Origin of the sequence: Vibrio sp. VGrn 2 (genome assembly GCF_009361695.1) — a bacterium.
In the GTDB taxonomy this organism is placed as follows: Bacteria; Pseudomonadota; Gammaproteobacteria; order Enterobacterales; family Vibrionaceae; genus Vibrio; species Vibrio diabolicus.
Genome location: NZ_RBWD01000011.1, coordinates 144,645 through 157,160, shown reverse-complemented (window position 1 = coordinate 157,160; position 12,516 = coordinate 144,645). Strand labels below are relative to the sequence as shown.

Annotated in this window: 12 protein-coding genes; 4 read left to right on the top strand and 8 right to left on the bottom strand. The window is 43.9% G+C overall.

The window, feature by feature from the left end; all coding sequences use genetic code 11:
- Window positions 1-168: 168 nt before the first annotated feature.
- A complete protein-coding gene (nhaR, locus tag D8S93_RS17735; protein WP_005381942.1) occupies window positions 169-1,059 on the bottom strand; it encodes a transcriptional activator NhaR in 891 nt (296 codons plus the stop codon).
- A gap of 386 nt (window positions 1,060-1,445) precedes the next feature.
- On the opposite strand from nhaR, the gene D8S93_RS17730 reads away from it, so the two are divergent.
- Window positions 1,446-2,591, top strand: a complete 1,146-nt coding sequence (locus tag D8S93_RS17730; RefSeq protein WP_031780616.1) for a Na/Pi symporter — start codon at window positions 1,446-1,448, stop codon at window positions 2,589-2,591.
- A gap of 148 nt (window positions 2,592-2,739) precedes the next feature.
- Window positions 2,740-3,882, top strand: coding sequence for a flavohemoglobin expression-modulating QEGLA motif protein (locus D8S93_RS17725; RefSeq protein WP_152814514.1), 1,143 nt, complete (start codon window positions 2,740-2,742; stop codon window positions 3,880-3,882).
- A 70-nt stretch (window positions 3,883-3,952) separates the two neighbouring features.
- Here D8S93_RS17725 and D8S93_RS17720 read toward each other — a convergent pair whose 3' ends face one another.
- From D8S93_RS17720 to rppH, 5 genes are all read right to left on the bottom strand, one after another.
- The gene (locus tag D8S93_RS17720; RefSeq protein WP_005381947.1) at window positions 3,953-4,804 is read right to left on the bottom strand and encodes a thymidylate synthase; all 852 of its coding nucleotides are present in this window, start codon (window positions 4,802-4,804) and stop codon (window positions 3,953-3,955) included.
- A 9-nt stretch (window positions 4,805-4,813) separates the two neighbouring features.
- Window positions 4,814-5,635 (bottom strand): prolipoprotein diacylglyceryl transferase, encoded by an 822-nt coding sequence (gene lgt / locus D8S93_RS17715; RefSeq protein ID WP_005381948.1) that lies wholly within the window; start codon window positions 5,633-5,635, stop codon window positions 4,814-4,816.
- A gap of 87 nt (window positions 5,636-5,722) precedes the next feature.
- The gene (locus D8S93_RS17710) at window positions 5,723-6,514 is read right to left on the bottom strand and encodes a sulfite exporter TauE/SafE family protein (protein WP_006743341.1); all 792 of its coding nucleotides are present in this window, start codon (window positions 6,512-6,514) and stop codon (window positions 5,723-5,725) included.
- 6 nt (window positions 6,515-6,520) lie between these two features.
- Window positions 6,521-8,767, bottom strand: a complete 2,247-nt coding sequence (ptsP, locus tag D8S93_RS17705) for a phosphoenolpyruvate--protein phosphotransferase (RefSeq protein ID WP_047009107.1) — start codon at window positions 8,765-8,767, stop codon at window positions 6,521-6,523.
- Window positions 8,768-8,769: 2 nt separating this feature from the next.
- Window positions 8,770-9,291, bottom strand: a complete 522-nt coding sequence (rppH, locus tag D8S93_RS17700; protein WP_005381953.1) for an RNA pyrophosphohydrolase — start codon at window positions 9,289-9,291, stop codon at window positions 8,770-8,772.
- A 619-nt stretch (window positions 9,292-9,910) separates the two neighbouring features.
- Here rppH and mutH point away from each other — a divergent pair.
- On the top strand, window positions 9,911-10,591 hold the full coding sequence (gene mutH, locus D8S93_RS17695; protein WP_152814512.1) for a DNA mismatch repair endonuclease MutH: 681 nt from the start codon (window positions 9,911-9,913) through the stop codon (window positions 10,589-10,591).
- Between the two features lie 15 nt (window positions 10,592-10,606).
- Here mutH and D8S93_RS17690 read toward each other — a convergent pair whose 3' ends face one another.
- On the bottom strand, window positions 10,607-10,918 hold the full coding sequence (locus D8S93_RS17690; protein WP_005397320.1) for a DUF6482 family protein: 312 nt from the start codon (window positions 10,916-10,918) through the stop codon (window positions 10,607-10,609).
- Window positions 10,919-11,072: 154 nt separating this feature from the next.
- On the opposite strand from D8S93_RS17690, the gene D8S93_RS17685 reads away from it, so the two are divergent.
- A complete protein-coding gene (locus D8S93_RS17685) occupies window positions 11,073-12,107 on the top strand; it encodes an NADP(H)-dependent aldo-keto reductase (protein ID WP_152814510.1) in 1,035 nt (344 codons plus the stop codon).
- A gap of 134 nt (window positions 12,108-12,241) precedes the next feature.
- On the opposite strand, the gene D8S93_RS17680 is transcribed toward D8S93_RS17685, so the two are convergent.
- On the bottom strand, window positions 12,242-12,493 hold the full coding sequence (locus tag D8S93_RS17680) for a hypothetical protein (protein ID WP_005397324.1): 252 nt from the start codon (window positions 12,491-12,493) through the stop codon (window positions 12,242-12,244).
- Window positions 12,494-12,516 lie beyond the last annotated feature (23 nt).

The following is a 12,516-nucleotide window of genomic DNA, read 5'->3' as shown; positions in this document are numbered from 1 at the left end:
ATTTAGTTGTTAGTGATACACCAATATTATCCACCAAAGTGGAGAATTGATGCGCCATCAATAATTAATAGTTTTGCTCACTAAAACAAGTATCTTGAGTTACTTAGGTATTATTTAGAATTATATTTTTATTGATAGTAATCTATTTATTTGCGCAACGATACGGGTTTACTCAAACATTTGACTGAAATCAGCATCACAAACATTTTTTACCGCTGGGTGTTGGATCATTCGTTCCGCAAAAATCACGTAGTACTCTTCTTTTAACCCATCGACATGACCAATTAGCTGTAGATTTCGGTCGTCCTCAATCTCCGACATGTATACGGTCGGCGCTAAGAAAATCACATCATCGTGGTACCGTGCGAAAGCCTTCATCAACGCGACATCATCAAATTCTCCCAACACATTAGGCTGAAGACCTTGACGATCAAACCACTGAATAACCTTACGCCCCATTGCTGTTCGGCTTGCAGGAATCAAAAGTTTTTTCTGTTCCAGAATCTCAGGAAAACGCACATTTTCAATTTCAGAAGAGGCGAAAAAGCTCATACTGCTCTCACCTAGCTTTTTGCTATAAAGGCCAGGGCTTTGAGTTGAGTCAACGGGACAATCCGAGAGGATCATATCCAGCTTGTGCTGAGACAGTCGTTCAAGTAGCAATTCGTGGGTTGACTCATAACAGCGTAAATGAATACTGTTATCTTCCGGGACAGTCGTCATTAGTACTTTACTGACCAAGCGTTTAGATAACGCATCGGCTACGCCAACTTCAAACAGAATGTTCGAGTGCTGGCTGTAATTGACGATATCTAACATCTCATAACTCAAACCAAACATTCGGTCGGCGTACTTAAAAACAAGTTGCCCTAACTCAGTTGGCTCAACTGTACGACCATTTCGTTTGGTTAACTTTCCTTTCATGCGTTCTTCAAGCGCTTTAATCTGCCCTGTCACTGTTTGCGGTGTCAGGAAAAGCGCATCGGCCGCTTTAGTTACAGAGCCCTGTTTGCACACCATCCAGAAATAATATAGATGGTTGTAGTTTAGATGTGACATGATCAAGTCCCGAAAAGAAAGTGATGCTTTTTATACCAAATGTGACAGAGACAAACAATAAACTCGACAAAACCATACAATACATTACAAAAACATAAGTTTTACCGAATATATAAAATTAATACTGTCATAAAAGTTGAACTGAGGCGCATTTTCTTTCTAAAGAAAACGCAATAACCACACAAAACGAAAGCCAAATTTATTCATTAAATTCAAACAGTTAAAAACCTTCATTTTTCCCTACTCACACCACTATCAAAAAGAACAATAAAAATCACTCACAGCAAGAAATCTGTAATATTACTGAAATATTTGTTCTCTAACATCGCCCGCAGTTTCAACTACAGACCGAAAAATGAACTGAAAGGTCAACGGAGAAAATTATGATGAACCAAGCTACTTCAACAGTGGCGCCAATTTCGAGCACTGCTCGTTGGTTACGCTGGGCTAACTTGGCATTCATGTTGTATCTGCTTCTTCTAGCAGTATCTATGGTTGGTAGTGGCTTCAAATGGGCAACTGGCGATCAAGCTAAGGTGCTATTTGAGTTTGCCGCTCACCCTGTTGCAGGTCTAATGATCGGCTTGGTGGCAACAGCCTTAATTCAGTCCTCAAGTACTGTAACGTCTATTATTGTAGGTTTAGTTGCAGGTGGCTTACCAGTAGAAACCGCGATTCCAATGGTGATGGGTGCCAATATTGGTACCACAGTGACCAATACGCTTGTTTCTCTTGGTCACGTACGTTGTAAAGAAGAGTTCAAACGCGCATTTGCAAGCGCAACTATTCACGACTTCTTCAACTTACTTGCTGTTGCTATTTTCCTTCCGTTGGAAATGATGTTCGGCATTTTAGAGAAAGTTTCTCATTGGCTTGTTTCTCCACTACTTGCTACTGGCGATATGAGCATTAAAGGCTTCAACTTCATTAAGCCAATAACAAAACCAGTTGTGGGTGCAATTAAAGAGCCACTTTCAACATTCGGTGATACTGTTGGTGGCATCATGCTTATCGTTTTGGGTATTGCGACAATCTTCGTTGCAATTACGGTAATGGGTAAGCTAATGAAGAGCCTAATGGTTGGCCGCGCACGTGAAATTTTGAAAAACGCGATTGGTCGTGGCCCTATTCACGGTATTGTATCGGGTTCAATCGTGACTGTATTGGTACAATCTTCATCAACAACAACTAGCTTGATGGTTCCACTTGTGGGTACAGGCGTTCTTAAAGTTCGTGATATTTATCCATTCACGCTAGGTGCAAACATTGGTACTTGTATTACGGCGCTACTAGCAGCAACAGCCGTATCGGGTGAGTTTGCGGTATTCGCGCTTCAAATCGCTCTGGTACACCTAGTATTTAATATCATGGCAACGCTGTTTATCTTTGGTATTCCGTTCCTACGTGAAATTCCAGTGAAAGGCGCTGAGATGATTTCTGAAATGGCTATCAAGAACAAAGCTGTTGTCGGTGGCTACCTAATGTCTGTATTCGTTATTTTACCAGGCGCGATCTTAGCCCTAACGACATAACAATAACTTACATACCATCGCTTATTGTTTAGGCTCCACATTGTGGGGCCTTTTTTGCATTAATGAGGCTGTTCAAATTCGTTGTCTGGTGATAATTTGAGCCATACCAGCATACTTATGCTGGGCTACCTCATTTGGAGTCGACAACATGACGCAGCTTAATGGCACTATTTCTGATCAGTTACTCGCAATAGACGAAAACCTAACTCAACTGGTTGCTGATATTGATATCCTCAGTAGCGTGAATCCTCTCAATTATGCTCAGGAAAGAGAGCGCTTTATTAAGAACAAATACTCTCAAGAGCCTAACTTCCAATACTCAACTACCAATCTAGATACTCACAGCGCAAAGCGACGTCTGTATGAACTGCCTTTAGAAAATATTCAAGACACCCAATTACAAAAGCTGTACGCGGATGTGATTCAGCCTTACGCAGATAAATTGGATCAAGTGAATACTATCGGTACACAAGAGTTTCTTTATAACTCCTTGCGCTATTACGGAGAGCCGAGCGCCAAAGATATTGCCAACGCCCATTTCATTTTACACCTTCCCACGGAAGAAGAGAGCAAACCGCAGCATGATAGCCGCGCGATAGCACACTTCATGCAAAACTTTGCTCAACGTAATGGATATGAGTGTGAAATACAGGTGTTGGATGGGATGTTAGCAAACGCACTCGTTTCGGGATCTCGAGTCAAAATTAACCACGCAGCATACATCACGACCGATGAGTTAGAGGCTCTCGCACATCATGAAATGGGTGTACACCTTCTTACTACGCTTAACGGTCGTCTACAACCGCTAAAGGTCCTGAGCTTAGGGTGCCCAGCTAATACAAACACCCAAGAAGGGCTGGCTATATTGTGTGAATATCTGTCAGGACATTTCAGTATCAAACGCCTAAGAACCTTAGCCTTACGAGTCCTGGCGGTAGAGTCGATGATCAAGGATCGCGATTTCCGCCATACGTTCATGCTATTAAAAGAACAGTATAAAACGTCTGACCTTCAAGCATTTACGACGACTGCTCGTGTGTATCGAGGAGGCGGTTTAACGAAGGATTACTTGTACCTCAGGGGGTTCCGAGAGGTGCTCAATGCCTACGATAAACTGGGCGATGACTTTTCATTGTTGCTATGTGGAAAAACAGAACTGAAGTATTTTGAGCTTATCCGCTCATTAGTGAGGAAGCAAATATTCACCCAACCCAAGTTTATTAGCCCGGCACTGTCTGCACCGATGCAGAGCAACCCTATTCACCGCTATATTGTCAGTGCACTCAAGTAATACCTTCAAAGTACAAAAAGCAAAAAAGCTCCATTCGGAGCTTTTTTCATATCTTGAAGAACAACACTGGTTACACTGAGAATGGGTAACGAATAGGGTCGTGATGCTCGTATCCTTCAACCCAAAAGTCATCCAGTGTGACCCATGTTTCCAGATCTTCTAGAGATTTAATCTCTGGATTGATGTGGAACGTCGGCGCTTTTAATGGTTCACGTTTCAACTGAACATCACGCATCAGTTCAAGCTGATCTTCATAAATGTGCGCATTCACAATCTTATGAAATGCCTGACCAGGTTTCTTGCCCGTGATTTGCGCCATGATCGCCAAGAACACGTAAACTTGAACCATATTGAAGTTTAAGCCAAGCGGTACATCACACGAACGCTGAGTACTGTTCAGGTAAAGCGTATCATCCAGCAATGAAAAATGGTGGCTATACATGCAAGGACGCAAGCACCCCATGTGGAATTCACCCGGGTTGTAGAAGTTCAAGATTTCACCGCGATCATCAACACCACGCGTTAAGTCATCCACTATCTTGCGTAATTGGTCAACATGCCCGCCATCAGGCTTCGCCCATGCGCGCCCTTGGACACCGTAGACACGGCCCATGTCGTCTTCGCCCTTACGATATGGATTATTTAACCAAGCATCATTTAGGTTGGCATTAGCATCCCAGGTTTTCGTGCCCAGCTTACGAAAATCTTCCGCATTATCGTAACCACGAATGTACCCTAGTAGCTCTGCAACGGCCGCTTTCCAAAAACTTTTACGTGTGGTTACCAACGGAAATTGATTGTTCGCAACATCGTAGGTTAAATCCGCGTTGATTACGGTCAGGCAGCGCTTGCCTGTACGCTCATTTTCAACCCAAACACCTTGGTCAACGATGCGTTGACACAAATCTAAATACTGTTTCACACCAATACCTTACTTCGTCTTTTGTGGTAACTCGTCTTTGTAATGACCACGTTTGTATGCCCAAACCATCATTAGGACACCGATAACCACCATTGGCAGAGATAAAATCTGTCCCATGGAAATAAAGCCACCGAATAAACCCAAATGAGCGTCTGGTTCGCGCACGTACTCAACTAGGAAGCGGAATGTACCATATCCAGCTAAAAATAGCCCTGAAACAGAACCTAGAGGACGAGGTTTCTTGATGAACCAATTCAAGATGAAGAAAAGTACGATACCTTCAAGCGCCATTTCATAAAGCTGCGATGGATGACGTGGCAGTGGACCGCCATTTGGGAAAACGATCGCCCAAGGCACATCCGTTACTCGGCCCCACAATTCGCTGTTCATGAAGTTACCTAAACGCCCCATACCCAAACCAAATGGCACAAGCGGCGCGATAAAGTCGGCAACACCGAAGAAAGTTCGCCCGTTTTTGTGTGCATACCAGAACATCGCGGTAATAACACCCAGTAAGCCCCCGTGGAAAGACATACCACCGGTCCACACTTTAAACAGATACAAAGGGTCAGCCAAGAAGAGCTCAAAATTGTAGAAAAGCACGTAGCCTACACGGCCACCAATCACCACGCCAAGGAAGCCTGCGAACAACAAATCAGAGACCTGTTCTCGTGTCCAACCACTTCCCGGCTTATCCGCACGTCGGTTCGCCAACCATAGGGCGAACATAAAGCCCACAAGGTACATCAAACCGTACCAACGAACCGAAACAGGACCAATAGAGATTAAAACCGGATCAATATTGGGAAATTCAATATATCCCTGAGACATAAATCATTCTCTTCTTATCACAACAAAATAAATACACCCAAGTAACCTCTAGATGCTTGGTTCAGCGAGAATGACTTGGGTACAAACTTAGAGCAGCATGGTCGCTGCTACAAACATTAAGAACACCGCGAATATCTTTTTTAATACCGCAGTTGGAAGGTTAGTTGCCAGCTTCGCACCCACTTTTGTTGTGAGCATCGAGGCCATGGCAATAGCTAATAATGCGGGAAGATAAACATAGCCAATACTGTATGAAGGTAAGCCTTCCACTTTATAGCCATGTAAGATGAAACCGATCATACCAGAAATAGCAATCACGCAACCACAAACGGAAGATGAACCTACCGCTTTACGCATTTCTATCCCGTGTTTATTTAAAAATGGGACCGATAGTGAACCACCACCAATACCAGCAAGGCTTGATACAACGCCAATCCCCGTGCCATACGCAACGGTCACCGGGCTGCTCGGCATAGGTTTACTGCTCGTAACTTTAATGGAACGGAACATTTGTACTGACAGGCAAAGAACAATGACACCAAATACTTTCGGCAAGTAGTGCGTAGGGATCCACTCAGCAATATTGGCACCGACAAAACCACCTATAACCACACCTGGCATCAACCATTTTACGACGAACATATCGACATTGCCGAGCTTAAGGTGATTCATCGCCGATGAGCCTGACGTAACAATAATACTCGCTAACGAAGTGGCTAGGGCCATGTGCATACTCATTTCTGGAGAGATTCCAGCAAGAGGAAGCAAATACAACAAGGCAGGAACAACTATCAAACCACCACCGATACCGAGTAACCCCGCCATCACACCCACAAAAGCGCCTAGCGCCAACAATAACAAAAATAAAGAGACGGTCACGATTTCCTACTTTTTACCTGCACGGATAAAGCCCGCAAAACCCTGTTGGATGAAGAAGTCATGCATCATTTGATGAATGTCCTCCCCGTAGGACTTTGTCATTGCTTGCTCCGCTAATTTTTCTAATTCTTCTTGTTGGCTATGACGAATCAAATATTTCACCTTAGCCACGTTGGAGGTGTTCATACTCAAACTGGTATACCCTAACCCAAGTAAGAGAAGAGCGCCAAATGGGTCGCCAGCTAACTCACCACAAATACACACTGGCACCTGATACTTATCGCACACGTCATGGATTTGCTTAAGCGCTAACAGTACCGCAGGATGCATAGATTCATAGACATCCGCGACGCGCGAATTGTTCCTATCAACTGCTAATAAATACTGGGTTAAATCGTTTGTCCCGACAGAAACAAAATCAACACGGTGAGCAATCGTTGGCAATAAATACACCATTGATGGCACTTCGATCATGACCCCAACTTGTGGGAACTGAATTCTATCATCAAGCAACACGGCTTCGCTGTGGGCTTGATTAATCAAGCTAATGGCATCGTCTAGCTCTTTTACCCCAGACACCATTGGCAACAAAATACTTAAGTTACCGCTTTCTGCACTCGCCCTTAACATTGCACGCAGCTGGATCAAGAAAATATCTGGGTGATCTAATGTAAAACGAATGCCACGCCAGCCTAGAAACGGATTATCTTCTTCGATCGGCAAATATGGCAAAGGTTTGTCACCACCAATATCCAAAGTGCGCATCACCACTCGTTGATTCGGATAACTGTTGAGTATCGCTTGGTATTGATGATACTGCTCATCTTCTGACGGAAAGTGATGCTGAAGTAAAAATGCAATCTCAGTTCGGTACAACCCAACACCATCAACACCTGTATTGATGGCAATATTACTGTCTGCACTGAGTCCTGCATTCAGCATAATTTCGATATGGTGATTATCTTGCGTAACCGCAGGGAGTGCGAGGTCCTTGTTTACCATGGCAAACAATTCAGACTCTTCACTTACTAAACTGCGATACTCTCGCAATAATTGACGGTTTGGCTCTAGGAAGATCTCGCCCGTATAACCATCCACTATCCCGAGTTTGCCATTCACCACATCCGGGTTAATGTTGGCGCCCATGACTGCGGGAACTCCAAGTGCGCGAGACAAAATAGCCGCATGAGAGTTTGCGCCACCTTCTAGTGACACGACGGCTAACAAAAACTCTTTAGGTACAGACGCGAGCAAGGTGGCTGTGAGTTCATTCGCCACCAAAATAATGGGACGATCAATTGCAGAATTTTCTTGCTCACTGTTGTGCAGAAAATAGAGCAGCCTTTGCCCTAACTCTCGGATGTCTTGCGCTCTCTCGCGCATGTAGACATCCGACATTCTGGCAAATCGATTCGAGTATGATTCTACCACTTGGCGTAACGCCCAATCGGCCCTGTCTCCTTTTTCAATCTGCTTCTTCAAATCACCGCGAAGCATCGGATCATTCAGTAAGTGAGTAAACAGATCGAAGATCGCCAGCGCATCTTTGTTGATTTCACTGTCCAGCTTTTTCCGCATACGGCGAAAGTCATTTAACGCTCGCTCTATCGCCACCAGCAATGTCTCGTGCTCACGTTCTTTATCTAACGTGGACGAAGGGAAAACATCCGATAAACTCGGCTGGGTATTGTCGAACCAAAACTCTCCAATCGCGACACCAGTAGATGCAGGCAAACCTTTTAATACCGTGGGTTTAGATGCCAACTGCCAATGCCCAAGATTCTGCGCATGCGCAATAAGCACTGCTAGCTGAGCGGATAACGTGACAAGAAACGACTCTTCCATCTCACTGAACAAGCGCGGTGTTTTTTGCTGGATCACCAACACACCTAAAACTTGTTTGCGATGAATGATTGGAGTGGCTAAAAAGGAGTGGTAAATCTGTTCACCGAGTTGAGGGAAGAATTTAAACTCGGGATGTTTTGAGGCTTCGGCAAGGTTGAGTGGCTCTGCGCTTCGTTTAACCAACCCAACCAAGCCTTCATTGAAGTTGATATGAATACTATCACCTTCAAAAATAAGGCCTTGAGTTGCCATTAACTCAAGGCGCTGCATTTCTTCATTAGCAAGATAGATAGTACAGCACTCAGTGCGAAGGGCAGCACAAGTCTCTTTCACCAATATATCGAGTGCCAGATGCACATCATCGACCCTGGAGACTTTCTCAACTATTTCCCTTAGCTGACTGAGCATGATTATCCTCTACGTTGCTTTTTTCTTTTCCCTTTCGCTTTTCTCTCTCGAAAAGGCATGGCTAAGGATGCAAACTCTTTCATCGCTCGTCGATAAACATCTCGCTTGAAAGAAACAACTTGCCTAACTGGATACCAATAACTCACCCAGCGCCAACCATCAAATTCAGGGGATTTTCCGCGTTGCATATTAATACGAGATTCATCGCATTCTAATCTCAGCAGAAACCATTTCTGTTTTTGGCCGATACAAACAGGCTTGGAGTCCCAACGCACCAATCGTTTTGGTAGCTTATATCTTAACCAATGACGACTTGTTGCAATGATCTTAACGTCTTTTTTCGTTAAACCGACTTCTTCATATAACTCCCTGAACATGGCTTGTTCAGGAGTTTCACCTTCGTCAATTCCACCTTGTGGAAATTGCCATGAGTGTTGCCCGTATCGTTTAGCCCAGAAGACCTGACCATGGTTATTACATATCACAATACCAACATTAAGTCGGTAACCATCGCCATCTATCACTGGCTAACCTCTATGAATAAATTTTTTATTACCGTGATTTTTCCACATATCCCCATTACTAGCAAACTTACTGATGTGATATGAGCAAGATTTATTACCTTTTCACCATATTTGGATATCTTTTAATCAAATCATACCTTATCAACACAAGAGTGAGACATTGCCCACATTTATTCACCTTTTCTGTGAATAACTTTGTGAAGAATTCAATTCAAATGAGTAATTCTGTTCAACCCCATCACAAGCAAAACAAATAAAGAAACAGAAAAACAAACATAAAACATTGATAAAAAAGTCTTTATTTTAAAAAATAGCGATAAATCGATCTTCAGTTTCTTGATGATCTTTTCACCAAACTCAGATCGGTCAAAGATCCACCAACCGGCTATTTATCCACACTCACCTGCTCTTCGTTTAGATGATTACAACAAAATCAACCCTAAAAATGCATTTTAACCCCTGTTCATTCATACAGACCTCGTCAGGATCTTATCAACACCTCCTCTACCTGTGGATAAGTTATGAATTGATCGTTCTTACACCGCCTCGGTGAAATCTTAAACAGTAGATTTGGCCGGAGTTTGATAAACTATATGTTTTGTAATACCACCTTGTGACTATGAAACCAGAACCACAAACAGAAGCAGAGCTATTGGAACGCGCTCATGATATGGCAGGACTTAGCTTTGCAGAGCTGGCCGCCGAGGCGAATATGATTGTTCCTGAAAACTTAAAACGTGATAAAGGTTGGGTGGGTCAATTACTCGAATGGCACTTGGGCGCTCCGGCTGGCAGTAAACCTCAACAAGATTTCGCAAAACTAGGGATCGAGTTGAAAAGTATTCCGATCAGTTACTCTGGCAAACCTTTAGAAACAACCTTTGTTTCTGTGGCTCCGCTCACTGGTGTTCATGGTCTTACATGGGAAACAAGCCATGTTCGAAACAAGCTATCTCGTGTGCTTTGGGTACCAGTGGAAGGGGAACGAGAAATTCCACTTGCAGAAAGACGTGTTGGTAGCCCACTGATTTGGTCACCAGACGACGACGAAGAGCGTATTTTACGAAACGACTGGGAAGAGCTAATGGAGATGATCGTCTTGGGGAAGTTTGATCAAATTTCCGCCAGACACGGAGAAGCGCTGCATCTTCGCCCTAAAGCCGCGAATGCAAAAGCGCTCACCGAAGCATACAGCTCAAATGGCAAGCCGATAAAAACTCTGCCCCGAGGTTTTTACCTCAGAACGCAGTTTACTGAACAGATCTTACTCAAGCACTACATCAACACGCAATCTGAGTAATGTTGTTTCCGCCATTTAGTGCGTCACGAGCGATAACTCGATATCACAGTACGAGGCTGCCTCTTCAGTGCCACATTCGTCATACGCATTGTGCAGCCTTAAGTACGCTTTATCTACCCCTAACCTCAGCAGCTCTTCTTTCACCAAATCTAGCGAACCGAAATGTATCGGATCTTCACCGTCTTTAATTGGCTCAAGTTGATGCTTGTACTCCACTGCTAGCAAATAGTCAGAGACATCAGAACACCCAATCACAAATACTTTGGGAGTTTTATAAGTATCTTTATGGGGACCGTGTAACCACATGTCCAATTGATGCTTCTGCATAACGTACCTCCTTCACACGATCATTTAAGTGTAGTTAGGCTATGTATAGCTTTCGAGTTTGGTCTTCCTTTATACGTAAATCATTTGCGATAGCGGTTAAAAATCCCCTATATTGGAATCACTTATTTAGTCGGTAACTCTTCAAGGACGTGATATGCAATACACAAAACTACCGCACTCATCACTTGAGATCAGTAAAATCTGCCTCGGAACCATGACGTTTGGCGAGCAAAATACAGAAAAGGACGCCTTTGAACAGCTCGACTTTGCCCTTGATCATGGGGTGAATTTCATTGATACCGCAGAGATGTACCCTGTACCTCCCAAAGCGGAAACGCAAGGACTCACCGAGCAATACATCGGTAATTGGTTAGCAAAGAGCGGCAAACGTGAAAAAGTTGTGCTGGCAACAAAAGTGGCTGGCCCTCGCGGCGTCCCTCACATCCGAGACAACATGAGCCTTAATCGTCGCCACATCCATACAGCAATTGATGACAGCCTTAACCGCCTACAAACGGATTATGTCGATTTATACCAGTTACATTGGCCTCAACGTCAAACTAACTGCTTTGGTCAACTCAACTACCCATACCCTTACAAACAAGAAGAAGTCACGTTAATTGAAACGTTGGAAGCGCTTACAGAATTAGTGAATGCAGGTAAAGTGCGCTATATCGGCGTATCAAACGAGACGCCGTGGGGTGTGATGTCGCTACTGCGTTTGGCAGAGAAACACGATTTGCCAAGAATTGTCTCCATTCAAAACCCATATAACTTATTGAACCGCAGCTTCGAAGTTGGCTTGTCTGAAATCAGCCATTACGAAGGCGTTCAGTTACTTGCTTACTCTCCTTTGGCATTTGGCTGCCTGAGTGGTAAATACCTAAACGGGGCAAAACCTGAAGGCGCTCGATGCACTAAGTGGGAGCGTTTTGCGCGCTACTTCACTCCACAAGGTGTTAAAGCGACCGAAGCTTACGTCAATTTAGCCCAAGAGCATGGTTTGGATCCTGCACAAATGGCACTTGCATTTGTCAATCAGCGCCCATTTGTAGCATCTAATATTATCGGCGCGACCAACCTCGACCAATTAAAAGCCAACATCGACAGTATCGATCTAAAACTAAGCGATGATCTCCTGACTGAGATTCAAGCAATTGGTACAACCTACTCGAACCCTTGCCCTTAACAGTAAAGCTCTCCTCAAACGAAAACAGCTGACCTTCAAGGTCAGCTGTTTATCAAATGAAGTATGACTTCATATCGCACGTTAAGCGTGTTGAATGACTCGATAGCAACTCAGTCAGTCCAACACGCTAACGATTACGTCATTATTCGCGATGTTAAAACTCGACGAAGGTGACGAACTCGACGTTCAACTTTTACTGCATCCGGAACATTGGCGCGTGTGGAACGACCATCGCTATCTAAACCAATATCCCTCAATAGATGAACATTCGTCCATGGAACATCATGAGCAGTGCGGCGTATGGTTCGCTGCCATTGCTTTTCTTCGCGTTTAAGGTCTGCTTTCAATAGCAAAGTTGCCAGTTGTAGGTAAATAGAGTGACGCATAATATTTTCTCCGATTATCGATG

Excerpts from the sequence above, each read along its gene's own strand:
- nhaR (WP_005381942.1), bottom strand. The coding sequence starts at position 1,059 with ATGTCACATCTAAACTACAACCATCTATATTATTTCTGGATGGTGTGC.
- D8S93_RS17730 (WP_031780616.1), top strand. The coding sequence starts at position 1,446 with ATGAACCAAGCTACTTCAACAGTGGCGCCAATTTCGAGCACTGCTCGT.
- D8S93_RS17725 (WP_152814514.1), top strand. The coding sequence starts at position 2,740 with ATGACGCAGCTTAATGGCACTATTTCTGATCAGTTACTCGCAATAGAC.
- lgt (WP_005381948.1), bottom strand. The coding sequence starts at position 5,635 with ATGTCTCAGGGATATATTGAATTTCCCAATATTGATCCGGTTTTAATC.
- ptsP (WP_047009107.1), bottom strand. The coding sequence starts at position 8,767 with ATGCTCAGTCAGCTAAGGGAAATAGTTGAGAAAGTCTCCAGGGTCGAT.
- mutH (WP_152814512.1), top strand. The coding sequence starts at position 9,911 with ATGAAACCAGAACCACAAACAGAAGCAGAGCTATTGGAACGCGCTCAT.
- D8S93_RS17690 (WP_005397320.1), bottom strand. The coding sequence starts at position 10,918 with ATGCAGAAGCATCAATTGGACATGTGGTTACACGGTCCCCATAAAGAT.
- D8S93_RS17685 (WP_152814510.1), top strand. The coding sequence starts at position 11,073 with ATGCAATACACAAAACTACCGCACTCATCACTTGAGATCAGTAAAATC.
- D8S93_RS17680 (WP_005397324.1), bottom strand. The coding sequence starts at position 12,493 with ATGCGTCACTCTATTTACCTACAACTGGCAACTTTGCTATTGAAAGCA.